Annotated in this window: 26 protein-coding genes, 1 tRNA gene and 1 other RNA gene; 7 read left to right on the top strand and 21 right to left on the bottom strand. The window is 47.0% G+C overall.

Annotated features, from left to right (window positions below; all coding sequences use genetic code 11):
- Nucleotides 1-46: 46 nt before the first annotated feature.
- Nucleotides 47-1,108, top strand: coding sequence for a sensor histidine kinase (locus tag A1sIIB60_RS01595; protein WP_095688883.1), 1,062 nt, complete (start codon nucleotides 47-49; stop codon nucleotides 1,106-1,108).
- Nucleotides 1,105-1,791 (top strand): response regulator transcription factor, encoded by a 687-nt coding sequence (locus A1sIIB60_RS01590; protein ID WP_095688882.1) that lies wholly within the window; start codon nucleotides 1,105-1,107, stop codon nucleotides 1,789-1,791. Before A1sIIB60_RS01595 ends, A1sIIB60_RS01590 begins: the two co-directional genes overlap by 4 nt.
- Here the strand turns inward: A1sIIB60_RS01590 and A1sIIB60_RS01585 are convergent.
- Both A1sIIB60_RS01585 and A1sIIB60_RS01580 read right to left on the bottom strand, forming a co-directional pair.
- Nucleotides 1,788-3,023 carry an FAD-binding protein gene (locus tag A1sIIB60_RS01585; RefSeq protein WP_095688881.1) on the bottom strand — a complete coding sequence of 412 codons (1,236 nt, stop codon included), beginning with the start codon at nucleotides 3,021-3,023 and terminating at the stop codon, nucleotides 1,788-1,790. The genes A1sIIB60_RS01590 and A1sIIB60_RS01585 overlap by 4 nt on opposite strands.
- Entirely contained in the window at nucleotides 3,020-3,850 is an 831-nt protein-coding gene (locus A1sIIB60_RS01580) for an undecaprenyl-diphosphate phosphatase (protein ID WP_095688880.1), read from the bottom strand. The genes A1sIIB60_RS01585 and A1sIIB60_RS01580 overlap by 4 nt, the downstream gene beginning before the upstream one ends.
- Nucleotides 3,851-3,919: 69 nt before the next feature.
- Here A1sIIB60_RS01580 and A1sIIB60_RS01575 point away from each other — a divergent pair, with 69 nt between their 5' ends.
- Complete coding sequence (locus A1sIIB60_RS01575; RefSeq protein WP_095688879.1) at nucleotides 3,920-4,633, top strand: DNA alkylation repair protein; 714 nt, start codon at nucleotides 3,920-3,922, stop codon at nucleotides 4,631-4,633.
- Here the strand turns inward: A1sIIB60_RS01575 and A1sIIB60_RS01570 are convergent.
- A complete protein-coding gene (locus tag A1sIIB60_RS01570; protein ID WP_095688878.1) occupies nucleotides 4,626-5,093 on the bottom strand; it encodes a GNAT family N-acetyltransferase in 468 nt (155 codons plus the stop codon). The two genes, A1sIIB60_RS01575 and A1sIIB60_RS01570, sit on opposite strands and share 8 nt — an antisense overlap.
- 46 nt (nucleotides 5,094-5,139) lie before the next feature.
- On the opposite strand from A1sIIB60_RS01570, the gene A1sIIB60_RS01565 reads away from it, so the two are divergent.
- Entirely contained in the window at nucleotides 5,140-6,213 is a 1,074-nt protein-coding gene (locus tag A1sIIB60_RS01565; protein WP_095677124.1) for a transaldolase family protein, read from the top strand.
- 1 nt (nucleotide 6,214) lies between these two features.
- On the opposite strand, the gene katG is transcribed toward A1sIIB60_RS01565, so the two are convergent.
- From katG to A1sIIB60_RS01555, 3 genes are all read right to left on the bottom strand, one after another.
- On the bottom strand, nucleotides 6,215-8,380 hold the full coding sequence (gene katG / locus A1sIIB60_RS01560) for a catalase/peroxidase HPI (protein ID WP_095677123.1): 2,166 nt from the start codon (nucleotides 8,378-8,380) through the stop codon (nucleotides 6,215-6,217).
- Nucleotides 8,381-8,480: 100 nt separating this feature from the next.
- Nucleotides 8,481-8,663, bottom strand: coding sequence for a hypothetical protein (locus A1sIIB60_RS07230; protein WP_150131906.1), 183 nt, complete (start codon nucleotides 8,661-8,663; stop codon nucleotides 8,481-8,483).
- Nucleotides 8,663-8,986: a YciI family protein gene (locus tag A1sIIB60_RS01555; RefSeq protein WP_095677122.1), complete on the bottom strand. Its 324-nt coding sequence runs from the start codon at nucleotides 8,984-8,986 to the stop codon at nucleotides 8,663-8,665. The genes A1sIIB60_RS07230 and A1sIIB60_RS01555 overlap by 1 nt, the downstream gene beginning before the upstream one ends.
- Nucleotides 8,987-9,050: 64 nt before the next feature.
- On the opposite strand from A1sIIB60_RS01555, the gene A1sIIB60_RS01550 reads away from it, so the two are divergent.
- Nucleotides 9,051-9,413 carry a TipAS antibiotic-recognition domain-containing protein gene (locus A1sIIB60_RS01550; protein ID WP_190277189.1) on the top strand — a complete coding sequence of 121 codons (363 nt, stop codon included), beginning with the start codon at nucleotides 9,051-9,053 and terminating at the stop codon, nucleotides 9,411-9,413.
- A 16-nt stretch (nucleotides 9,414-9,429) separates the two neighbouring features.
- Here the strand turns inward: A1sIIB60_RS01550 and A1sIIB60_RS01545 are convergent, their stop codons facing one another.
- The 7 genes from A1sIIB60_RS01545 to rnpB form a co-directional block, all read right to left on the bottom strand.
- Nucleotides 9,430-10,431 carry a TerC family protein gene (locus A1sIIB60_RS01545; protein WP_190277187.1) on the bottom strand — a complete coding sequence of 334 codons (1,002 nt, stop codon included), beginning with the start codon at nucleotides 10,429-10,431 and terminating at the stop codon, nucleotides 9,430-9,432.
- Between the two features lie 177 nt (nucleotides 10,432-10,608).
- Entirely contained in the window at nucleotides 10,609-10,938 is a 330-nt protein-coding gene (locus A1sIIB60_RS01540; RefSeq protein ID WP_420021913.1) for a DUF2200 domain-containing protein, read from the bottom strand.
- Between the two features lie 60 nt (nucleotides 10,939-10,998).
- Entirely contained in the window at nucleotides 10,999-11,223 is a 225-nt protein-coding gene (locus A1sIIB60_RS01535; protein WP_095677119.1) for a DUF1059 domain-containing protein, read from the bottom strand.
- A gap of 31 nt (nucleotides 11,224-11,254) precedes the next feature.
- Nucleotides 11,255-11,626 (bottom strand): hypothetical protein, encoded by a 372-nt coding sequence (locus A1sIIB60_RS01530; RefSeq protein WP_223298698.1) that lies wholly within the window; start codon nucleotides 11,624-11,626, stop codon nucleotides 11,255-11,257.
- 70 nt (nucleotides 11,627-11,696) lie between these two features.
- On the bottom strand, nucleotides 11,697-12,041 hold the full coding sequence (locus A1sIIB60_RS01525) for a zinc ribbon domain-containing protein YjdM (RefSeq protein WP_095677118.1): 345 nt from the start codon (nucleotides 12,039-12,041) through the stop codon (nucleotides 11,697-11,699).
- A 157-nt stretch (nucleotides 12,042-12,198) separates the two neighbouring features.
- Nucleotides 12,199-12,273 (bottom strand) — tRNA-Gly (locus A1sIIB60_RS01520).
- 184 nt (nucleotides 12,274-12,457) lie between these two features.
- Nucleotides 12,458-12,825: RNase P RNA component class A (gene rnpB, locus A1sIIB60_RS01515), an RNA gene on the bottom strand.
- Between the two features lie 43 nt (nucleotides 12,826-12,868).
- Here rnpB and A1sIIB60_RS01510 point away from each other — a divergent pair.
- Nucleotides 12,869-13,768, top strand: coding sequence for an agmatinase family protein (locus A1sIIB60_RS01510; protein ID WP_190279215.1), 900 nt, complete (start codon nucleotides 12,869-12,871; stop codon nucleotides 13,766-13,768).
- Here A1sIIB60_RS01510 and hutH read toward each other — a convergent pair.
- From hutH to A1sIIB60_RS01485, 5 genes are read right to left on the bottom strand one after another with little or no spacing between them, the layout of a single operon-like run.
- A complete protein-coding gene (gene hutH / locus A1sIIB60_RS01505) occupies nucleotides 13,761-15,314 on the bottom strand; it encodes a histidine ammonia-lyase (protein WP_095688877.1) in 1,554 nt (517 codons plus the stop codon). The genes A1sIIB60_RS01510 and hutH overlap by 8 nt on opposite strands.
- Nucleotides 15,295-16,470, bottom strand: coding sequence for an imidazolonepropionase (gene hutI, locus A1sIIB60_RS01500; RefSeq protein ID WP_095688876.1), 1,176 nt, complete (start codon nucleotides 16,468-16,470; stop codon nucleotides 15,295-15,297). Before hutI ends, hutH begins: the two co-directional genes overlap by 20 nt.
- On the bottom strand, nucleotides 16,467-18,128 hold the full coding sequence (gene hutU, locus A1sIIB60_RS01495) for a urocanate hydratase (RefSeq protein WP_095688875.1): 1,662 nt from the start codon (nucleotides 18,126-18,128) through the stop codon (nucleotides 16,467-16,469). The genes hutI and hutU overlap by 4 nt, the downstream gene beginning before the upstream one ends.
- A gap of 42 nt (nucleotides 18,129-18,170) precedes the next feature.
- Nucleotides 18,171-19,046 carry a sugar phosphate isomerase/epimerase family protein gene (locus tag A1sIIB60_RS01490; RefSeq protein ID WP_095688874.1) on the bottom strand — a complete coding sequence of 292 codons (876 nt, stop codon included), beginning with the start codon at nucleotides 19,044-19,046 and terminating at the stop codon, nucleotides 18,171-18,173.
- A 3-nt stretch (nucleotides 19,047-19,049) separates the two neighbouring features.
- Nucleotides 19,050-20,333 carry an amylo-alpha-1,6-glucosidase gene (locus tag A1sIIB60_RS01485; protein ID WP_095688873.1) on the bottom strand — a complete coding sequence of 428 codons (1,284 nt, stop codon included), beginning with the start codon at nucleotides 20,331-20,333 and terminating at the stop codon, nucleotides 19,050-19,052.
- 42 nt (nucleotides 20,334-20,375) lie between these two features.
- Between A1sIIB60_RS01485 and A1sIIB60_RS01480 the strand changes: the two genes are divergently transcribed.
- The gene (locus A1sIIB60_RS01480; protein ID WP_190279214.1) at nucleotides 20,376-21,497 is read left to right on the top strand and encodes a Gfo/Idh/MocA family protein; all 1,122 of its coding nucleotides are present in this window, start codon (nucleotides 20,376-20,378) and stop codon (nucleotides 21,495-21,497) included.
- Here the strand turns inward: A1sIIB60_RS01480 and A1sIIB60_RS01475 are convergent.
- The 3 genes from A1sIIB60_RS01475 to A1sIIB60_RS01465 are packed head-to-tail and all read right to left on the bottom strand — an operon-like array spanning nucleotide 21,486 to nucleotide 24,184.
- Complete coding sequence (locus tag A1sIIB60_RS01475) at nucleotides 21,486-22,373, bottom strand: TerC family protein (protein WP_190279213.1); 888 nt, start codon at nucleotides 22,371-22,373, stop codon at nucleotides 21,486-21,488. The genes A1sIIB60_RS01480 and A1sIIB60_RS01475 overlap by 12 nt on opposite strands.
- Nucleotides 22,370-23,455, bottom strand: coding sequence for a bifunctional RNase H/acid phosphatase (locus tag A1sIIB60_RS01470; protein WP_095688871.1), 1,086 nt, complete (start codon nucleotides 23,453-23,455; stop codon nucleotides 22,370-22,372). Before A1sIIB60_RS01470 ends, A1sIIB60_RS01475 begins: the two co-directional genes overlap by 4 nt.
- Nucleotides 23,456-24,184, bottom strand: coding sequence for a zinc ribbon domain-containing protein (locus A1sIIB60_RS01465; RefSeq protein WP_095688870.1), 729 nt, complete (start codon nucleotides 24,182-24,184; stop codon nucleotides 23,456-23,458). It abuts the gene before it with no gap.
- Between the last annotated feature and the right edge of the window lie 94 nt (nucleotides 24,185-24,278).

The raw sequence follows: 24,278 nt of genomic DNA, 5'->3' as shown, positions 1-24,278 counted from the left end.
GGTGAACTGCTTAGAATAAGATGCGCTGGGGCTATAGAGTTTAGACATGTGGCGCCGCGAGAAGAGTTTGGCCGAACGTGATGAGCGTGAACTGCCTGAGTTATTGCTTAGAACCCTAAGCCAACTCGATGGCGCCAGCCTGATTCTCGCCCCGGGTGAGATCGCTATCTACGCCAATTCCGAAGCTGAGAATTTAGGCGTTTTAAAAGATGGTCGGATTCAGAGCGAAGAGCTACTTGCTTCGGTTCGAGTTGTTCGTCGCACAAATTTAAAGCAAACCGGAACCGTTGAAATTGCGCGGGGACCAATCGGTGAAGGAAAGCGCGAGATCACAGTCAATGTGATTCCACTTTCCGAAGACAACTTAGTCTTGGTCCTACTTCGCGATGAAAGTGAAGCACAACGTGTTCATGAAGTTCGTAGAGATTTTGTTGCAAATATTTCACACGAACTAAAGACGCCCATTGGCGCGCTCTCTTTACTTAGTGAGGCAGTGCTCGGCGCAAAAGATGACTCAGAAGCGGTGACTAAGTTTGCAAGCCGAATGCAAATTGAAGCAAAACGATTAACAGATCTAGTTCAAGAGATTATTCAGCTCTCCCGAGTTCAAGATTCTGACCCGTTGCAAGAAGCGCAATTACTTTCAGTTAATGACTTGCTCAAAGAGGCGTTAGATCAATGTCGAACCACCGCTGATTCTCGTGCAATCTCTCTAACATTTGCAGAGAGTATTGATAGTAGAGTTTTGGGAGACCGCGAGCAGCTAACTATGGCGGTTCATAATTTGATTGAGAATGCAGTTAATTACTCACCACCAAATACACAGGTTTCGGTGAGTACAAGTATCGATAAAGATATCGTGACGATTTCAGTGGCTGATCAAGGAATTGGCATTGCGGATGCTGAAATTGAAAGAATATTTGAACGTTTCTATCGCGTTGATCCAGCCAGGTCGCGCGAAACAGGTGGAACCGGCTTGGGTCTATCAATTGTTAAGCACATCGTTTCAAAGCATGGCGGAGAAATTTCGGTGTGGAGTTCAGAGAATGTAGGAAGCACATTCTCAATCCGGCTTCCAATTCAATCAATTAAAGAGGATGAAGCATGACAAAAGTTCTGATTGTTGAAGATGAAATCTCCTTCTCCGATGCTCTGGCGTATCTTCTTAAGAAAGAGAGCTATGAAGTTGAAGTAGCGGTAAATGGCGCCGAGGCAATTGAGCGCTTTCAAAGTTTTAACCCAGATCTAATTCTTTTAGATCTGATGATCCCCGAGGTTTCAGGAACGGAAGTCTGTCGAGTAATTCGCTCAACTTCACAAGTACCGATAATTATGTTGACCGCGAAAGATTCTGAGATCGATAAGGTCGTTGGGCTAGAACTGGGCGCTGATGACTATGTAACAAAGCCTTACTCCTCGCGAGAATTGCTGGCGCGAATGAAAGCGGTAATGCGCCGTAACTCTGGTGATAGCGCTGCGCTAGAAGAAGGTGCGCTCTTAACTGCCGGATCAGTTCGTATGGATTTAGATAAGCACCAAGTAACAGTTAATTCAGTCGCGGTTACATTCCCGCTTAAGGAGTTTGAACTCCTTGAATTTTTAATGCGCAATAGCGGCCGAGTACTAACTCGTAGCCAGTTAATTGACCGCGTCTGGGGTAATGATTACTTCGGTGATACCAAGACCTTAGATGTACACATCAAGCGCTTGCGCGCGAAGATCGAGGAAGATCCTGCAAATCCCAAGATCATTCATACGATCCGAGGTTTGGGCTACAAACTCGAGATTTAAGGGCCAATAAGTCGATTGGTGAACTCGTTCCCAAATTTATTGGTCGGATCTATTTCTGAGACAAGCTTCTTGAAATCTTCAATCTTTGGCATCACAGACGCGAAATACTCTGGGCTTGCCGAAAAGACCTTACCTAGGTGTGGGCGATAGCCAAATGGCGCAAGCGTTGCTTCGACAACTTTAACCATTTCATAGACCGCATCAACTTTCTTCCACGTAAAGTGAATTCCAATTGAATCTCGCTGATAGTGCGGGCTCATCCATAGGTCATCTGCTGCAACGGCACGGATTTCGGTTACCCAGAGAATCTCATTTATCTGTGGCGCAATTTTCTCAAGTGCTGCGATTGCTGCTGGTGCATCTTTGCGCACAACGAAGAACTCGCTTTGAATTTCATCGCCGGCACTTGGTGTGAACTCCATTTTGAAATGCGGCAAACGTAAATGCCATGGTCCACTTACAGCCATTTGTTCGGTGCAAGGTTCAGGGTTTAAACCCGGCAGTGGATGTCGGTTCGATGTTGCTGGATATGCCTCAAACAATTCGGTTGGCGCTGTTGTTCCAGATTTAAACTTCGCCCAGACTTCTCCCCCACCTGCAGCAGCCCAGGTGGTGAAGTAACTAACGCTGTAAGCAAGGCTCATAATTTCATCTAAGTTTGCAGCATAGCTTTCGCGAGACATTCCACGATAAACAGTTTGTGCAATATTAAATGTTGGCTCAATTGCCAGATCTAAATTAACTACAACGCCAGTTAAACCTAGGCCTACTACATAACCTTCAAAACTTGCATCGCCTTTAGAAATTCGCTTGAGCGATCCATCAGGTAAAACTAGTTCTAGGCTTTCAACCGCTGTCGCAAGATTTCCGTTTCCAACGCCAGATCCGTGGGTTGCTGTCGCAACAGCACCAGCAACAGATATATGAGGAAGCGAAGCCATGTTATGTATCGCCCAGCCTCGATCGTGCAGAGCAACTGCTAGCTCTCCGTATTTCATCCCTGCTGGAACTCGGACAGTTTTCTTCTCTTTATTGATATCAATATCTGAAGGCATGTTCTCAAAGGTGATCGCCGTTGCAGAAGTATCTGCAATGTCATTGAAGCAATGCGCGCTGCCACGTGCACGAACTCGTGCAGAATTGGAGACAAACTCCTGTAGCTCCTCAACTGACGTTGGTGCTACCCGCTGCGCATCTCGAAAATTTACAGTGCCCGACCAATTAGCGCTCATGAGATAACCCCTAGTGAGAGAAGGAGAATTAATAATGAACCCAGAGCGATTCGGTAGATGATGAAGGGCGCAAAGCTCTTGGTAGTCACATACTTCAATAACCAGGCGATTACTGCGTAACCAATTACAAAGGCAACTGCAGTCGCCATGAAGGTTTCTGGAAGTGAAAATACTCGCGCTGATGCAGTCTCGTCAAAGGCGCTCTTCAACTCATAAAACCCACTTCCAAATACCGCGGGCAAAGCCAATAAAAATGAATAACGCAGCGCTGCCTCGCGGCTGTATCCCATGAATCGACCCATTGCGATAGTTGCACCTGAGCGGGAAACGCCTGGGATCAGTGCAAGTGATTGCGCAATTCCATATAAAACGCCATGCACAGGAGTTAATTGATGGAGTTGGCGCTCTGTCTTTCCATATTTATCTGCAAATCCAAGGATCAGACCAAAGATTATGAGAGTGGACGCAATCAGCCAGAGTGAGCGGAAATCATTTCGGATGATCTCTTGACCGAAATAGCCCAAGGCCACGATTGGTAATGTGCCAAGAATTATCAACCAACCCATTCGCGCATCTGATTTTTCAGAAGCCTGTAATTCTTTGCGGGAAATCTGGCTAAACCATGCGCTGATTATCCGAACAATATCTCTGCGGAAATAGATGAGTACGGCAAGTTCGGTACCAATTTGAGTTATCGCAGTGAATGTCGCACCAGGATCGGAGTTCGTTCCAAATAGCTCTCCAGCGATCCGAATGTGCGCACTGGATGAAATCGGGAGAAATTCGGTTAGCCCTTGGAGCGCGCCAAGAAAAATCGCCTCAAACATCGCTACCCCATAACCGAATTAGTAAAGCCAAAAGTTCTTAACTAAAAGAATAGCGAATAGAATCTAGATATGAGCGCAAAACAGGTCATTGCAGATCTCAAAGCCCTGTCATCTGTTGGAAAAGCCGCTGAGTTGCAACGTTTCTTTAAGACCGGCCCCGGTGAATACGCTGAAGGCGATGTCTTCATTGGAGTAGTTGTTCCTCAAACTCGCAAAGTCGCTGCACGATTCAAAGAGTTGCCTCTCAATGAGATCGCAAAACTTACCAATTCAGATATACACGAGGTTCGTCTCTGTGGGCTAATCATCCTCACAAATCAATTTAAAAGATCTAGGGATTTAAATGAGAAGAAGAAGCTCTTCAACTTCTATCTAAGGGAGCTGAAAGCTGGCAACATTAACAACTGGGATTTAGTTGATGTGACTGCGCCGACTTTGGGCGAGTATTTACTCCAGCTAGAAGATCCAATGGCGGTCCTAAATAAGTTGGCCAAGAGTAAATCTCTCTGGGAACGTCGCGTTTCTGTCGTCTTTACCTTCGCCTTTCTTCGCGCTGGCGATCTCGAACCAACTTACGAAATGGCAGAGCGACACCTTGGAGATAATCAAGATTTAATGCATAAGGCGGTCGGCTGGCTTTTGCGAGAGATGGGCAAGCGAGATCCTGGTTTGCTCAGGGCTTTCTTGCAAGAACATTGCACCGAAATGCCCAGAACAGCGCTGCGTTATTCGATTGAGAAGTTTTCGGAAAGTGAACGAAAGAGATGGCTATTGACTAGATAGTTTTTGCAAAAGACAAGTAATCCTCTGTAACGCCATCGTGCATAAAAAGTTTCTTAAGTCGACCTTCATATTCCCAGCCCGCTTTTTCAAATGCTTTCTGCATCGCTACATTTCCTTCAGAAGTAGAGCCTTCTAGGCGATGAAAACCATTGGCAATCGCCCATTCCCACGCCAAATCAAGCGCTGCAGTACCTGCACCTTTGCCACGTTCATCTTCTGCGATATCAAGACCAATATGACCGGATCCATCAGGCATCGTTTTGTCGCAATGGCGTAGCTGAATATCGCCAATCAATTTCCCATCACGCACTAGGGCAAAATGCAGATAGTGATCAAGCCAGGTACCTGAGGAATCAAAGCGCGCTTTAAATCTCTGTTGCGCTTCGCTGGTTTCAAGGCCGCGAACTTGGCAGGCGCGCTCAAATTCTTCTGGCTTGTAAGGGCGCATTTCAAAGTTCATAGTTGAAACTTTATGGCATAAAGGCGGAATCTACTAAGATAGAAATATGACTCAATCACCTTTCCTTTATATGAAAGAGAACTCCAAAACAGTTCTTTGGAACGACTCAGCCGATCCAAAAGAGTTAATGGATGCGCTGACTTGGGGAATTGTTGGGGCGACATGTAACCCGGTAATCGCGCTAAGTGCGATTAAGGCCGATAAGGAATATTGGGTTGGGCGCATTAAGGAGTATGCAAAGAACCACCCAACTGCAACTGATGATCAAATCGGCTGGGCGATGGTTGAAGAGCTTTCAATTAATGCAGCAAAGATATTTGAGCCAGAGTTTGAGAAGCAGAATGGTCGCAATGGTCGTCTATCTATTCAAACAGATCCACGTAACTTCCGTGATGCCAAGGCTCTAACTGAACAAGCAGTTGTGTTTTCAAAGTTAGCCAAGAATATTATTGTGAAGATTCCTGTTACTTCAGAGGCGATTAGCGCATTTGAAGAAGCTACCTACCAAGGCGTGAGTTTGAATGCGACTGTTTCATTCTCGGTTGCACAAACTATTGCAGTAGCCGAAGCGATTGAGCGCGGTCTTAAGCGCCGTGAAGCAGAAGGTTTAGATATCTCACAGATGGGTCCGGTCTGCACGATCATGGTTGGTCGCGTTGATGACTGGGTAAAGGTTTCAGCAGAAAAATCTGGCGCGATGATCGATCCAGGCGTTATGGAATGGGCTGGCGTTGCCGTATTTAAGCATGCACACCAGGTTTACAAAGAGCGTGGCTATCGCACTCGTTTGTTATCTGCAGCATTTCGCAATCACATGCATTGGAGCCAAATTCTTGGTGGAGACTCTGTTATCTCACCTCCATATGCTTGGCAGGTAAAGATCAACAAGGCAGGGCTTGTTCCGAATCTAAATAGCATCGAAGAGCCAGTTGACCCAACGATTCTAAAGACGCTTCAGATGCTGCCAGAGTTCAACAAAATGTATGACGTCGGCGGACTTAAGGTCGATGAGTTCACCAACTTCGGTGCAACTCTTCGCACTTTGCGCGGCTTCTTACAATCAGTTAACGATCTCGAAGCATTTGTTCGAGATGTAACTGTTCCTAATCCAGATAAGTAAATTATCTCTTTAGGTCGAAGCGGTCGGCGTTCATCACCTTTGTCCAGGCGTTTACAAAGTCCTTAACGAACTTTGCCTGGCCATCGCTCTGGGCGTAAACCTCAGCATATGCACGCAAGATTGAGTTAGATCCGAAGACCAAATCAGCGCGAGTAGCAGTGAATTTAACTTCGCCAGTTGTTCTGTTGCGTAAGTTATAAACGTTTTCGCCTGCTGGCTCCCAGATGTAGGTCATGCTGGTTAGCACGCTGAAGAAGTCGGTGTTAAGTGTTCCAACTTTTTCTGTGAACACACCATGCTTTGTGCCGCCGTAGTTTGTTCCAAGCGCACGCATGCCACCCATTAATACAGTCATCTCTGGCGCAGTTAGCCCCATCAGTTGAGCGCGATCAAGAAGTAGTTCTTCAGGCTTAGCTGAGTATTCCTGCTTCAACCAGTTACGGAATCCATCATGAATTGGTTCAAGTGGTGCAAATGAATGACCATCTGTCTGTTCTGCTGTTGCATCTCCACGACCTGCTGCAAATGGAACGGTGATATCAAAGCCAGCAGCCTTTGCTGCGGTTTCGATTCCGACGTTTCCGGCCAAGACAATTACATCGGCGATGCTCGCACCAGAATCCTTTGCAATTGGCTCAAGTGCTGCGAGTACCTTCGCTAAGCGCGCTGGCTCGTTGCCTTGCCAATCTTTCTGCGGTGCAAGGCGGATACGAGATCCATTTGCGCCTCCGCGCTTATCTGAACCTCGGAATGTGCGAGCGCTATCCCAGGCGGTTGCAACAAGATCAGAAACGGAAATTCCTGTCGCTGCAATCTTTGCTTTAACTGCTGCAACATCGTAAGAAGTTGAGCCAGGAGCAATTGGATCCTGCCAAATTAAATCTTCCTTTGGAACATCTGGTCCAAAGTAATTCACCTTTGGGCCAAGATCGCGGTGGGTTAACTTAAACCAAGCGCGCGCAAAGACTTCGCTGAAGTAGGCAGGATCTGCGTGGAAACGCTTTGAGATCTCAAGATAAATCGGATCCTTGATCATCGCCATATCGGCATCAGTCATCATTGGGTTATAGCGAATTGATGGATCTTCAACATCTACCGGCTTATCTTCCTCGGCAATATTGATTGGCTCCCATTGCGTTGCTCCCGCTGGAGATTTCTTTAACTCCCAGTCGTACTTAAAGAGAAGTTCGAAGTATCCGCCATCCCATTTAGTTGGGTGCGTAGTCCAAGCTCCTTCAATTCCACTTGAAACAGTGTCGCGGCCAATGCTGCGAGTTGTGTGGTTCATCCAGCCAAGACCTGCTTCAGAGATGTCTGCACCTTCTGGGCTTGGTCCGAGTCGTGAAGCATCACCGTTTCCATGTGCTTTTCCTACGGTGTGACCTCCTGCTGTTAGCGCAACTGTTTCTTCATCATTCATCGCCATACGCGCAAATGTTTCGCGAACATGTTGAGCAGTCAGCAATGGATCAGACTTTCCGTTTACGCCTTCAGGGTTTACGTAGATCAAACCCATTTGAACTGCTGCTAATGGATTTTCCATTGTGCTGGCATCTTTAACATCCTTATAGCGCGCATCACTTGGCGCCAAGAATTCGGTCTCAGGACCCCAGTAAATATCTTTCTCAGGGTGCCAAATATCAGTACGTCCAAAACCGAAACCAAATGTCTTTAGACCCATTGACTCGTAAGCAATTGTTCCGGCGAGAACCAATAGATCTGCCCAGCTAACTTTGTTTCCGTACTTCTGCTTAATCGGCCAGAGAATACGACGAGCTTTGTCGAGGTTTACGTTATCTGGAAAAGAGTTAAGTGGTGCAAAGCGAAGGTTTCCAGTTCCGCCACCACCACGACCATCGGTCGTGCGGTAAGTACCGGCGGCATGCCATGACATACGAATCATTAAGCCGCCGTAATGTCCCCAGTCCGCAGGCCACCAAGGTTGGCTATCTGTCATTAACGCGTGAAGATCTTTTTTGAGCGCTGCAAAGTCGAGCGTCTTTAGCTCTTCGTGATAATCAAAATCTTCACCGAGCGGATTAGATTTTGTATCGTGCTGATGCAAAATATCTAGATTTAAATTCTTTGGCCACCAGTTGACATTAGATGCGCCAACTTCAGTATTCGAACCGTGAACAACTGGACACTTACCTGAATTTTCAGACATTTTGCACTCCTCTAACTAACGCTTAATGATTTGGACTCTATCAAAACTTCTACCAGGCCAGATCCTTGAGTCTCAGCAACTGATACGAGAATGGGTGTTTTCACCCCTTTGATTGCTGGCGTTTCTTCCAAAATCGATAGTTAATCCAAAGTATCAGCGCCAAACCCAGACCCTGTAGTCCAGGTGAATCATCGGCTTCGCCAGAAACTAGCGCTAGCGCTCCAATTACCAATCCAAGTATTGGAAGAATTTTTCTAATCAAGTTCATGAGTGTTCGTTGCATTAAAGAAGTGGGCGAAGTTCGACTTTGCGATTACATGCTTTAGAACCCGCAAGTGCTAGCTCTTTTGCAACTTCAGCACTTGCTGCCTCAATCAACCAGAATCCGCTGAAGTTTTCCTTTGCATCAAATAACGGCTTGCCAGTTTCGATTCCTGCATCTCCTCGATTATCAATCACGCTCGCATTTGAAGGTGCGCTTAATCCCCCAGCAAAAATCCATTGACCATTGGCGCGCAGACTGTCGTTGAACGCATTGATTTCGACCATCTCAGCCGGAGTTCCAGAATTAGTTAAATCATCAATTACAAAAATGATAAATTTCATGGCGCGAGTTTACATACACCCCAAGTGAATGGCTACGAAAAACGAGTTGAGGTTAGAATTAAGCATGTCCAAATACGACGATGAGGTTCAAGCGCGCTGGGGAAATACCGCCGCATATGAGCAGTCACAAGCAAAGACTTCGAAATACTCCAAAGAAGATTTTAGAAAAGCCAAGGTAGACCAAGAGGCTGCCACCGAACTCTTTGTATATGCCTTTGGCAATGGGCTAGATATTCATTCCGAAAAAACACAAGCTGCAGTTATCGCCCATAGGGATGCGATTTCTAAGTGGTTCTACGACTGCTCTCCTGAAATGCAAAAGAATCTGGCTGTTATGTATATCGAGGATAGGCGATTCAAAGAGTATTACGACGGCCGCGTGCGCGGGTTAGCGCAATACGTTCACGACGCCATAATGGCTCAATAAATTCACTCATTCGAAATTAGTCTTGGCTATTAGCCTCAGGATGCTTTCCAGAGGTAACGCGACCAGCATGAGCCTGCGCCTTTGGATCTCGCTTTACCTTTATAAAGCTCGCCACCGTTGAAACCAGCAGAATCAATCCGATCACAGCCAAACTGCCAACTGTTGGGATCTTAGGAATCTCAGTCCAGGTTTCGTGCAAGTAAGTCAGGATCAACTTAATTCCGATAAACATCAGAATTACTGACAGACCAAGAGATAGGTAAACCAACTTATCTAGCAGCCCCTTGAGCAAGAAGTACAAGGCGCGTAAGCCCAAAAGCGCGAATGCATTGGCTGCAAAGACCAAGAATGGCTCTTGTGTAACACCGAAAGTCGCTGGGATTGAATCCAGCGCAAAAAGTAGATCGGTTGATGCGATAGCGATCATCACCAAGAACATAGGTGTGGCGATGCGCTTGCCATTTTGCCGTGTAAAGATCTTCGAACCATCGTATTCATCAGTCATAGCAATACGTTTTCTGATGGTGCGCACCATCGCGTTATCTTCAGGTGAAGGGTCTTCATCCCAGTGCTTGAATAAGCCAACGCCGGTCCAGATAAGAATTGCACCGAAGATCACGAATGTGAAGCTAAAGGCGGCTAGCGCTGCTGCACCAACTGCGATAAAGATTGCGCGGAGAACGAGCGCAAGAATGACGCCAAACATCAACACTCTTTGGTGGAATATTGATGGCACCTTGAATTGAGCCAAGATGATTATGAATACAAATAAGTTGTCAACAGATAAAGATTTCTCCACGAGATAAGCGGCGAAGTATTCGGTTCCAAATTGCGAACCCGCGCTTTGCCAGACCCAGACTCCAAAAGCAATGGCGACGCCGATGTAGAAGATTGACCAAATGGCCGCTTCTTTAAACATTACATCGTGGGGTTTACGGCTTACGGTGAGTAGATCAATAACGATCAGCGCGGTGATCACGCCAATAACTACAGTCCAAGTTAAAAGGGTTACATTCATGATTATCAAACCTATTCGTTAAAGGGGCCAGTGTTGCCAAGGTCTCCCTCACCACAAAGTGGTCGCAACCCCGGGATAATTTCTATCCGTATTGACGAAGGTGCGTTAGCGAGGTACTCCCCTTAACTTTGCGAAAGTCTATGTTGAGATTTTACGCTGCGCAAATTAAACACTCGGCTATAAATCTTGGCGAAGAACCTTCTCCATTGGTCGGCCCTTGGCTAGTTCATCGACCAACTTATCCATGTAGCGAATCTTCTTCATCAGTGGGTCTTCAATTTCAGCAATCTTTACGCCACAAATACTTCCTGTGATCAGTTTGGCTTTCGGATTAATCTTGGCCGCTTTGAAGAACTCTCTAAATGTGATTTCATCCTTAAGATGCTTTCTCAGAGTTCTTTTGTCGAACCCCGTCAGCCACTTGATAACCTCAATTAGCTCATCCTCAGTCCGATCTTTTCGGACTACCTTGTTTACATAGTGAACATAAACCGACGCCACTGGCATCTCGTAGATCTTGTGAGTCAATTAATTACAGGCCGTTCTTTTGTCGAAATACGGCCACGGTTAAAGTGCTTCGAACTCAGCTTTACGTTCGGCCATCCATGAATCCATTCCACCTGTCTTCATGAGCTCCATCATCTTGCCCATTGCAGCCATATGTGGCCCATCGTTTGCACCGAACATTTCCTTGCCATGCTGTTGGCTTTGAGCTGCTAGTTCATCAAAAGTCTCACCAGAAAAAACCTGCTCGCAGGCGCCACCAAGCTGATTGCATGTCATTGATTTCATATCGTAATTGTATTGAAAAATCTATTTTAAATCAGGAAGCCAGATCAGGGATTTCTTCAAGGCTCATAAATATGAGTTTTCCTAATTCTTTTGCCTTTGCCATCTCAAGATCAGCGCCCCGAGATTCACCGGGGATGCGCAGCACTGCATCACACTTTTCTAAAAGCCTATGAGCAACCGGGTATTGGTATTCGGAGAATTGATCTGATGAATGAGAATCACCGCCCGCTTGTCTAATCACCGGCCAGGCAAGCCATTCACCCACGACGGCAAGATGTCCCTTGGCAAAAATTGGGAGCGCGTAATCTTCCATCGCCTTGAGATTCTTAGCGATTGCCGCTTCATCGCCATTAGTTCCTGACATGTATGGCCCAGAGATCAGAATCATTAGCTGCTTAGACATTATAAAATCCTAATTTAAAATGAAGAGTCGACCTATAAGCCGGAATGCCTCGATTATCTTCAGCCAAAATTTAAGCCTTTCTCACAATGCTAGATTTCAAATTCATTGGTCCGAAACCATCTACCTTCGCCTCTATGTCGTGATCACCAGGCCCATCGACGAGTCGAATCCCTCGTACTTTCGTTCCAACTTTCAGAGTATTCGAGCTTCCCTTGACCTTCATATCCTTCACGATGGTTACATCATCACCATCGACAAGGACGTTTCCCGAAGCGTCTTTAATTACGCGAACAGTCTCAATTTCAACTTCAGTTGGGTTCCACTCGTGAGCACATTCGGGGCAGATGAGTAGCTCGCCCATTTCGTATGAGAATTCAGATTTACATTCAGGACACGGGGGTAGTTGATCACTCATAACTTGATTCTAAGTGATTTTATCGAGACTTAATGTAGATCCGCCTTATAAGCCGGAACAATTGGAAAGGGCCTCGATCTCTCGAGGCCCTCCCATGCATATCTGCTGCAACTCTTTTGATCATTACCAATAGATCGAGCTGAGACAGCTAAGACTGTGGTGGAGGCGACGGGATTTGAACCCGCACTTCGGGTTTGGTAAACACGATTGCTGCCAATTACAACACGCCCCCAACACGGAAGCGAAGTTATGCAATTACTAGCTAACGAAATTTCTAAATCGGGCTACATGTGCATAAAAACTAACTTGAAAAGCAAAAGGGACTTGGAAATTAACCAAGCCCCGATTACTACCAAACCCGTAGTGCAAGAAAATTATGACACAAATATTTAGTTACTCGCAGTAACTATGATGAAAAGAAGAGTCGCCCTATAAGCCGGATCCTGTCGTTCTTGCGAACGGATCACCATCCATCTAGATCTGTAATTGCTTACAGATTCAAGCAACCTACCCGATGGCTCGAACGAGCAGTTCTCAAACGCCATCTGCGTGGTCTTGCTTCAGGTGGGGTTTACCAAGCTATCTGCATCACTACAAATACTGGTGGTCTCTTACACCACCGTTTCACCCTTACACATTTGCATGTGCGGTCTATTTTCTGTGGCACTAATCCCGCGGATTTCTCCGGGTGGGCGTTACCCACCACCTTGCTCTGCGAAGTCCGGACTTTCCTCGGTCCACTCAGAAATTAATCTGGGCGCAACGCGGTGATCCGGGCGACTCTTCGTGCTGATTGTAGTCCAAGAATTAAGCCTTACGATTAGCAAATGATGAGCGCAAATCTGCCGCATGATCCAAAGTGGAAGCGCGCCAATACTTTATTTGCCTCCACCGATCAAAGTGCTGACATCGCATTAGTCGGAGTACCAGCACATAAAGGTTCCATTTCACCGACTAACGCAGATCAAACTCCACATGCAATTAGAAGTGCGCTAGCTCGTTATTCAACTTATTCAACTTCGCAAGGCGTTGATTTAAGCGGTCAATCATTTATCGATTTAGGAAATATCGATTCACCCGATGGTCCTGAAGGCATCGCACGAGTTGGTGCTTTTGCAAGCGGTTTGTTAGCAAAACATAAATTGATAATCGCACTTGGTGGCGATAACTCAATTACCTACTCAGTGGCATCAGGTCTGTGGCCAGATTTATCAAAGATCGGCTTGATCACTTTTGATGCACACCATGATCTTCGTGATGGCCAATCAAATGGTTCCCCAGTTTGGCAATTGATCCAGGCTGGTTTGCCAGGACAAAACATTGTGCAGATTGGTATTGCCGACTTTGCTAATAGCGCCGAGTACAGCCAACGTGCGAAAGAAAATGGCATCACTGTGTTTTCCCGCGCGCAGTTGCGTGAGATGACAATTACTGAAGTCTTAAAGAAAGCGCTAGAAATCGCTGGCGCTGATGGACGTGAGATTTATGTTGATCTAGATGTCGATGTCTGTGATCGCAGCGTCGTTCCGGCATGCCCAGCGGCAATGCCTGGTGGAATATCTGCAGATGAACTGCGCCAAGCAGCGCTTCTACTGGGTGCTGATAAGCGAGTTCGTGCCATCGACATTACGGAAATCGATGCTGCCGCTGATTCAGATGATCAACGTACTGTGCGCTTAGCAGCTCTCTTGATTCTTGAAACAGCCGCTGGATTTGCAACTAGATAAGTTCTTTAACTACTTCTCTTGCAGCAGAAACGATTGATCCTGAATTAACCAACGTTGTCGCCGCTTCAAGTTCTGGAGATAAGAAACGATCTGGCCCAACTCCCGGAACTACTTTTCGCAACTCTTTAACAACTCGACCTGTTGCAGGTGATGGGCTCAAACCTTCGCGGAGTTCAATGGCACGCGCCGCGGTAACGAGTTCGATAGCCAGGATGCGTGCAAGATTTTCGACAACTTTGCGCAATTTACGCGCTGCCGACCAACCCATAGATACATGATCTTCTTGCATTGCAGATGATGGAATCGAATCAACGCTGGCAGGGGTTGCAAGGCGTTTATTCTCGCTGACTAATCCGGCTTGTGTGTATTGCGCAATCATTAGCCCTGAATCAACACCAGGATCGTGCGCTAAGAATGGTGGCAAACCGGCAGAACGATGTTGATCTAGTGCGCGGTCGGTGCGACGTTCGGCAATTGAGCCCAAATCTGTTGCAGCGATTGCAAGGAAATCTAATACGTAGGCAACAGGTGCCCCGTGGAAGTTTCCATTGGATTCAACGCGTCCGTCAGGAAGTACGACGGGATTATCAATCGCCGATGCGAGTTCGCGCTCGGCGATAGTTGAGGCGTAAGAAATTGTGTCACGGACAGCGCCGGCAACCTGAGGCGCACAACGTAATGAATAAGCATCTTGTACGCGTGAATCATTTTCGCGGTGTGAGGCAACAATTCCCGAGCCCTTGAGCATTGCAAAAATGTTGGCGGCGCTAACCGCTTGGCCAATTTGTGGGCGCAGCGGTGCATGTAGATCGGGGGCAAATACTCGATCAGTGCCGAGTAAGCCTTCAATGCTCATCGCAGTTGTTATATCTGCGACAGCGCAGAGTTGTTCGAGATCGGCGCATGCCATGATCAACATTCCGAGCATTCCATCGGTGCCGTTGATTAACGCAAGACCTTCTTTAGCCTCAAGTTCAATCGGCTTAATTCCTGCAGCATCCAAGGCTTGCATAGTTGGCATTTCAACACCGTTTGCGTCATGGACTTTTCCTTCACCCATTAGCGCAAGTGCGCAATGAGATAGCGGCGCTAAATCGCCACTGCATCCAAGTGATCCAAACTCTGGAACAACTGGCGTGATTCCGTGATTTAAGAAATCGATATAACTCTGCGCCAGTGCAACGCGAACGCCGGTGCGACCGGAGGCCATTGTTCGAAGTCGCAAGAACATAAGAGCGCGAACGACTTCACGCTCCACTGCTGGGCCAACGCCAGCGGCGTGTGAGCGAATCAGTGATTTCTGCAGTTGTGCGCGATCTGCCACGTCAATATGACGGTTTGCTAGGGCGCCAAAGCCAGTAGATACGCCATAAACCGGAATTCCACCGGCTGCATACTCTTCAATGTATTTTCTCGAAACGTTTATGGCATCGATTGATTGCTTTGAAAGCTCAACTTTGGCGCCGTATCTGGCAACATCAATTACATCAGCGAAAGTTACGCCTGAGGTTGAAAGAGTTACAGTTCTATTTGATTTGGAGGCCATCGCGCCACACCTGTTCTATTAAGTTAGCACCTGGGCGATATGCCAAGTGAATGTACGAATCTGCAGAAAGAATTGAAAAATTAGCGCGTGCACCTTCAAAGAGATGTCCGATATCGTCGCGGCGAAGCGCTTTTGCGCCTCCCATAGTTGCCGACCATAAAGCTTGTTCTGGTGAGAAATGCATCTCGCGAACTGCGATCGCGATAATGAACGGAATGTTGGTTGTGTAAGAACTTCCGGGATTGCAATCAGAGGCAAGTGCCACGGTGATGCTTGCTTCTAACAGTGGGCGAACATCTGGATAAGCCGAACGAGTTGAAAATTCTGCGCCAGGCAAGAGCGTTGCCACAGTATTAGAAGTTGAGAGCGCTTCGATATCTTTCTCGCTTAGGTGCGAGACATGATCAACGGATGCAACATCTAGTTCGACGCCGAGGCGGACGCCCTGACCTTCTTGAAGTTGGTTGGCATGTAGCCGAGGTTGCAAACCTTTCGCCATTCCTGCCTTAAGAATCGTGCGGGCATCATCTACTGAAAATGCGCCTTTGTCGCAAAATACATCGATCCACTTTGAGTATGGATGCACTGCATCCAACATCGGACCGGTTACTAGATCCACATAATCTTTTGGGTTCTTCTTATATTCGACTGGCACAACATGTGCGCCCAGGAAAGTTGTCTCTTCGGTAAAACTCTGGGCAATTTCAAGAGAGCGCCGCTCATCTTCAACAGTTAATCCGTAGCCTGATTTACATTCGATAGTTGTGGTGCCTGATGAATAAGCCTCATGTAATAGTGATTTCGCATTGTTTGTGAGCGCCTCATCACTAGCGCCGCGAGTTTGTTCAACGGTGTGGGCGATGCCGCCTGCTGTGTAGCTCTCCCCCAGCATCCGTGCGCGAAATTCTTTACTGCGATCTCCCGCAAAGATCATATGTGTGTGGCTATCTACAAAACCAGGGATAACCGCCTTGCCGTGAGCATCCATCTTACGTTTGATGTGATGCGTTGGTGCATCGGCGTTGGGCCCGGCCCAAGCAACAACGCCATCTTCAATCAATAGCGCGGCATCGTTAATTACTCCGAGCTTGGTGCCATCGTGCTGCGGATCATTTGTAACTAGTTGCCCGATATTGAAAAGGAGCGTGCTGGTCATTCAATATCCAGCATCGGTACATGAACATGGCGTTCCTTGGCAGTATCAATGGCGATGTCATAACCAGCATCTGCATGGCGAATGACTCCCATACCTGGATCATTTGTTAATACGCGCTCTAACTTCTGAGCTGCAAGTTTTGTACCATCTGCAACAGAGACTTGTCCGGAATGTATTGAACGTCCCATGCCAACGCCACCACCATGGTGAAGTGAAACCCATGAAGCGCCAGATGAAATGTTGACCATCGCATTTAGCAGCGGCCAATCTGCGATTGCATCTGAACCATCTAACATCGCTTCGGTTTCGCGATATGGCGATGCAACCGAACCGCAATCTAAATGGTCGCGACCAATAACAATCGGTGCAGAGACTTCACCACGTGCAACTAAATCATTGAAGGCAAGGCCGGCTTTATCTCTTTCGCCATAACCCAACCAGCAGATACGTGCAGGCAAACCTTGGAAGGCGACTTTCTCTTGCGCCATTGTGATCCAGCGATGCAGCCCTTCATTTTCTGGAAACAAATCCAGTACAGCCTTATCTGTGCGATATATATCTTTTGGATCTCCTGACAGCGCTACCCAACGAAATGGACCTTTTCCTTCGCAGAAAAGTGGACGGATATAGGCAGGAACAAAGCCCGGAAAGGCAAAAGCCCGTGAATAGCCACCTTGGCGGGCTTCATCGCGGATCGAGTTACCGTAATCAAAAACCTCTGCGCCTTTATCCATAAAGCCAACCATCGCTTCAACGTGTTTTGCCATGGATGCTTGTGAGCGTTTAGTGAAATCTTCTGGGTTATCTTTCGCCATCTGTGCTGCGGCGTGAACATCAATGCCAGCAGGTATATATGAGAAAGGATCGTGTGCAGAAGTTTGATCTGTGACGATATCAATTGGTACATCCATGCTGAGCAAGAGCGGGAATAACTCGGCAGCGTTACCTTCAAGCCCAACAGATAGCGGAACTCGCGCATTCTTCGCTTTGAGAACTCGCTCGATCGCATCGTCGATGTTGTCGGCAATTTCATCTAGGTAGCGAGTCTGAATACGTTTTTCCAAACGAGTCTTATCGATATCGATAATTAGGCAGACGCCACCGTTCATGGTCACAGCAAGTGGTTGTGCGCCACCCATGCCGCCGCAACCGCCGGTCAGAGTTAGAGTTCCTTGCAGCGTTCCGTTAAATCTTTTCTGTGCAACTGCAGCAAAGGTTTCGTAAGTTCCTTGCAAGATTCCTTGCGTTCCAATGTAAATCCAAGAACCGGCAGTCATCTGCCCGTACATAGTCAAGCCAAGTTGTTCAAGGCGACGAAACTCTGGCCAATTCGCCCAATCGCCAACCAAATTTGAGTTTGCGATAAGAACGCGTGGCGCCCATTCGTGAGTTGCAAAGACTCCAACTGGTTTACCTGATTGAACTAGAAGCGTTTCATCATCTTTTAAATTGGTAAGACTTTTTACTATTGCATCAAAAGATGGCCAGTTACGTGCAGCTTTTCCGGTTCCGCCATATACAACTAAGTTCTCGGGATGTTCTGCAACAGCTGGATCTAAGTTGTTATGAAGCATGCGCAGGGCGGCCTCTTGTCCCCAGCCTTTAGCGGTCAGAGTTGAACCGGTTGCGGCATGCAAAATACGCGGAGTGCTAGTCATGGGGTGAACAATATCGGGCGTACGGGAAATGGACAGGGGCTGCTAACCCTTAAGGGCCACCTCGATATTGCGCATAGAAACCCCTGATTTTTCTTCAGCCGGCTCGCGCGCTTTATCTTGTTCGCTCATCATCCAATCCGAGAAGCCAAACTTTTCAAGTTCTGCAAATAGCCCAACTAGATCAAGTGCGCCTTCACCGGCTGGTACAAAGAGATAGTGATCTTCAACTGCAACGTTCATACCTTCATATTCACCAGCAACTAACTTTTTAAGAATTGCTGGATCAACATCTTTAATGTGAACATGTGTAACACGTTTTCCGTATTCGACTACACCAGCAACGGGATCTCCCCCACCAACCAACCAATGTCCAACATCAAGACACATGCCGACCAAGTCATAATCAAGAAGCGCCATTAGCTTTCTAGTCTCTTCAGGCGTTTCAATATATGTGGCTGCATGTGGATGGAATGAAGAACGAACGCCAGCGGCCTTGGCGAGAAGTGCGTACTTAGTAATGTGCTCAGCAAGACGCTGATAGCCATTTTCATTTAAGCGTGGTCCAAGATGTGTGCGACCTGCGTAGATATCTCGCTCTAGCGTTCCATCTACTGCAAAAACCAACATTTCAACTTTGGCACGAATAGCGGCATCAACAATCTCTTGCGAGTGCGCATCTGCGGTTGCAAGTGGGCCGTTCTCATCGCAGGCAATATCTAGATACTGTTCGGCAGTCGCCAAACCATTCTGCTTCATTTGAGATAAGAAGTTGTCGGAATTGGCTTGCTCAACTGAGATCTGGATTCCTTTGAAACCGTAGGCCGCAATGCGCTTTAGAAAATCTTCGGACTTTGCCATCTCAAATTTCCAGTTAAGAGCAACGATTCCAACTTTGGCACTTTTTAAGAGTTTGCTCATTTTTTATTTCACCTCGTGGATTAGATCTAAAAGAATAGTTGACCAGCTAAAGTCAGGCGCCCCGCGACCATGTGCAGTTTGCGGGTTGTAGTACTCGCGGAATCCACTCTTACGTACCATTGCGATGCTCTGGTTGGTTATGTGGCGCGCTAAATCATTGCGACCGTGGCGCTTTAATCCACGAGCGATATACCAATTGCTATTGATCCACGAAGGACCGCGCCATACTAAATTCCCACCCACCGTATCTGGGCGATAAGTCGGATGGTTCATAGCCGTGCTCGGTATTGGATATTCGGCCCAATACTCTTCAGGATTCAAGATTCGTGCGATCAATGAATCTGCTTTGCGCTTATCTAGATCAGGCAAAAGCAGTGGCATCAAACTCATAAAGGTGTTTATACGCAGTTGCTTATTCTCTTTACCGTTCACACCGTAATAAAGACCGTCTTCTTCGTTCCAGCAGAGTTCATCAAGTGATTTGCGAGCTTTCACTGCTCTGGCCTGGTATTCGTCGTGACCGGCTTGATCTCCAACTTGCTGGCAGAGATCGGCAAGGACGCAGAGATTTTCGATGTAGATCGTATTTGTCATTACATCGGCTACAACAAAGTGGTTTAGCTCGATCATCTTCTTTGGATCGCGATCAAACTTGTCGTAAGGATCGCAGATTGAATGCCAGCCGCGATCCCAAGATTCGTGTTCTTCATCCTGGATATTCATGATTTCATCCCAGACTGGAGAGTGATCAATACCGGTCTCATCTGGTTGAACTACACGAACCAAGCCATCACCATATGGATTGCGCACAGTGTGAAGCCATTCGTAGAACCGCTTTACAGCTGGCAACACTTCGTTGATGAATTCAACCCCGCGACCACGCTTTGCAACTGCGCTTACCGCTTCAGCCAAAAGAGGTGGTTGCATCTCATCTGATAGGTATCGACTGCGGAATGCAATCGCATAAGTCGAAACCATCTCTTCGTAGGCATCGCGCTGCCAAAAAGTTACGTGCGAGACAAAGCCATCCGAGTGCTGATTCTTAAGCAGACTCTTTAGTTCGGCTTCAGCTTTTTGAAGGTCTACGTGGCTCAGCGCAATTGCGTGGAAGCAAGAATCCCAGAACCACTGAAATGGATAGGTAACGGAAGAAGGACAAGTGAAATCGAAGTCATGTTCGCACCATTCGGCGCGGCCGCGTTGGCGATTGCGTTCATGTATCGCTGCGACTTCATCGCTCACCCAAGAAATATCATCCGGAGTTGGGGTGTAGTCGTTAATCTGCATTATTTCGCTACGATATCAGCCACGTCTAAGAATAGGAATGCAATGAGCGCGATCAAGGTTGGAATTGTTGGAACTGGATCAGTTGCATCTTCAGTTCATCTACCGATACTAACTCGCCGCACTGATCTATTCGAGATCGTGGCTTTGACTGACATCAATGTTAATGCTGCACATGCCTTAGCTGATCGCTTTGGTATTTCAAGAGATGTTTGTTTTGCCGATCCAAGGAAAATGATCGAGTCAAAAGAAGTTGATGCGGTTCTAATCTTGAATTCAGGATCACATGCTGACATCGTGGAGATGGCACTTCGAGCCGGCAAGACGGTATTTTGCGAAAAGCCACTTGCATACTCACGTGCCGAGTTAAAGGTAATTGAAAAAGCCAAATCGGAATCAGGTTCGGCTTTAATGATCGGTTATATGAAGACCTTTGATCCAGCAGTTGTTGAAGCGCAGAAAGCTATTAAGACACGTCCGCGGACGGTCGATGTCTTGGTTTTACACCCAAGTGGAGATAGCCAGTTGGTCACATCAGATGAATCGCTGAATATGCCTAAACCATCTGCTGAGTTAATTGAATTGTTTACAAAATCTCGCACAGCAGTTCAGGAGGAAGCTCTCGGTAAAGCGGGTGCAGCTTCATTTGGAAATCTGTATTCGGAAATGGTTCTCGGAAGCGTTATCCATGAATTCTCAGTGCTTCGCGCACTTGATATCCATATAACTGAAGTCGATCACGTAGACCGCTGGCCAGCAGGTTCAGCGAGTGATTCGATCATCATCTTTGGTCGCACTGCAGATGGAGTTCGCGTAACGGTGCGTTGGTTCTATCTCGATCAATACCCAATGTATCAAGAGGAAATTCGCTGGGTAAGCGATGAAGAAGGCCATCACATTATCTTCCCGAGCCCATATATCTTGCGCGTGCCAACGCAGCTTATTTCAACTTATCGCAAAGGTATTGACCACCAATCAAATAAATTTGAATCTTATAAGCCAGCCTTTGAAGTTGAATTAGAGGCGTTCTATCAACTAGTTAAGACTGGCAAGCAGGACGCAGATCCAATTGCTGATGGTCTCGAAGATTTAGCTTTGGCGCAGAATATCGCCAAGAAGATTGCAGAAAATGAAGATATCGCTTTGGGGGGCGAACTACTCCTTTGAGATTGCTTTGTTACGAGTTGCGTAGAGACTTGTAAGGGCTGTAATCGCCAAGGTGGAGACGATTACGGTCAAGCTAACCTCAAGTGAAATATCAACAACGTGAACGCCATTTTCGTGTAACGCATGCAAGATCATCTTCACACCGATAAATGCCAAGATAAATGAGAGCCCGCGTCCAAGGTGAACTAGTCGATCCATTGCACCTTGAAGTAAGAAATAGAGCTGACGAAGACCCATTAGAGCGAAGATATTTGCGGTGATAACAACGTAACTGCTTGTTGTTAAGCCAAGGATTGCCGGAATCGAATCGAGTGCGAAGACCAAGTCGGTAACGCCCAAAGCGATTAGCGCAATTGCGAAAGTGCTAAGACCGCGGTTGCGCAAGAAGGTGATGAGCTTTCCTTCATCTTCTTCTACTTCTTCTTTTTCGTTGATCAGCTTCCATGCTGTGAAGATTAGGAAGGCGCCAAAGACGTAGAAGGCTGATGTGAATCGTGAAACCAGCGCGACGCCGGCAAAGATAAGGATTACTCGTAGAACAATCGCGACCAAAATTCCAAAGAGAAGAACTAACTGTTGTGATTCTTTCTTAACCTTGAGCGTTGAAATCAAAATAATAAAGACGAAGATGTTATCTACTGATAGGGCGTACTCCGTTAGCCAGCCTGCAAAGAATTCAGTCCGGAGTTGATCTGATCCCCAGCGTGGCAAGAGCAAACCAAAGGCGATCGCTGCAGCGATGTAAAAGAGGGTCCAAGAGAGCGCTTCTTTTGTAGTGGTCTCTTTGTTGCGGCGGATGATTGCTAGCGCTAGATCAAAGACAATAACTGCTGCAAGAACTCCAACGGTTAAAAGCCATTCAGTTGAGCTAATCATGGGCGAAAGTGTCCTGTCTCGTTAAGGCTACGCAGGGCGCGCAGTCCATCTGATGGCCAAATTGATATTGATGTTATTGAACATGGTGCTGCATCTATATGAAAGACCGCTTCGGTGGGTGCCCCGGTTGCGATCTGTGCCGCTAATTTAATGACTCCGTTGTGAGTTACTACGACGACTCGCTGACCAGGATATTCAGCAGCTACTTTTTCTAACGCTTCCTCAACGCGAATCCCTGCCTGATCGTAAGACTCGCCACCAGCAGGTGCGTAGGAAGATGAATTTAGCCAGGCTTGATATTCATCGGGGAACTTCTCTTTTACTTCCTCAAATGAGAGGCCATCCCAATCGCCGAAAGAAAGTTCGAACCAAATTTCATCAAAGTTGATTTCAAGTCCTGTGGCATTTGCAATTGCTTGCGCTGTTTGGGTGGTGCGCATTAGAGGAGAAGCTATTAAAACTTCTGGCTTTAACTTGGCTATCTCTTTGGCAACAGCGGCAGCCTGAGATAAACCTTTATCGGTTAGCTCTGGATTAAGTGCACCTGTGCCTGAGAATTTACGCATTGGAGTTAAAACGGTTTCGCCGTGGCGGACCAGGTAGAGCATGGTCGGAACTTCGCTACTGCGAAGTCGCTCAGATAAATAGTTCTGTTGCACTTGCGGTTCAGGCTTGTGTGCAGAGCCACCATCTAAAGCCTTATTAGCTAAGCGATCGGCATGTGAATTTTCATCGCGTGGAATCCAAGAGTATTTAACGAGCGAAGGATCATGGGCTGCACGGCACTGCTTTGCCAAATCGCGCATATCCGCATGTTTGATCTGCCAACGACCCGACATCTGCTCAACAACTAACTTTGAATCCATTGCTACTTCTACGGTTGCTGCGGAATCCAATTTATTTATATGGCTTAACCCGGCGAGAAGTCCGCTGTATTCAGCAACGTTATTAGTTGCAATTCCAATGACATCGAAAAGTTCAGCAACAATCTTCCCGTTTTCAGTAACCACTGCGCCGTAACCAGCAGGGCCTGGATTTCCACGAGAACCACCATCGGCAGTTAACTTAAAATTGCGCGCCATTTATAGACCACGCACCAAAATGCACCGACATTCTTCACAGCGCACTAGTTCGTCTTCAGGCAAACCGGCAATGCGCTGTAGTTCGATGGTGTTTAAAGTTAAGTGACAACCTTTGCATTGGTTTCCAACCAAGGCTGCTGCCCCTGTTCCGTTATTGCTGGTGCGAATTTTCTCGTAGAGCGCCATTAGCTCTGGGTTAACACTTGCTGCTGTCTTTACGCGATCATCAGCCGCTGCTTTGAGATCTGCAAAGATAACTGTTAGAGCGTTCTCTTTCGAAATTTCCAAGTTGGCAATCTCTGCTGCATGAGCACTTTCTTCGGCGCCAAGTTCTGCGATGCGCTCCTTAATGCCATCAACGCGCATCATGATCTCGAGCTCAACTTCTTCGAGTTCTGTACGGCGTGCAGCAAGGGAAACAAGTTCGTGTTGCAGTTGTTCTAACTCTTTAGCAGTGCCTGTGCCTGAAGCAAGGCGGGCTTCATCGCGATTGATTCGTGAGACAACTTGTTCAACATCTGTCTCGGCCCGATTTAACTCGCGCTTTACATCGTTTAACTCTGTTTCAGCGGCGATACGTAGATCGCGAGCATTGTTCTGCTTGATTGTGAGTGAATTAATCGCCGGTATCTCTGGAAGGCCAGCGGCTTTGGCGTTTAGGGAAGTTGTAGTGAAATCGAAGTTCTGAATGTCGAGAATGGAGCGCTGATCGCTAACGCTAGCCTTCACAACTCACTCCTTATAACTGCACTTCTTCGTCGCGCACCGGATATTGAATTCTATGGAGAACCTTACTTGATTAGGGCCAGTTGTACTATTTCTC

It is taken from the genome of Candidatus Planktophila lacus (genome assembly GCF_002288385.1).
GTDB classification, from domain to species: domain Bacteria; phylum Actinomycetota; class Actinomycetes; order Nanopelagicales; family Nanopelagicaceae; genus Planktophila; species Planktophila lacus_D.
Note: the sequence above shows the minus strand (reverse complement) of the source record. Positions and strands in the feature narration are given on the sequence as shown.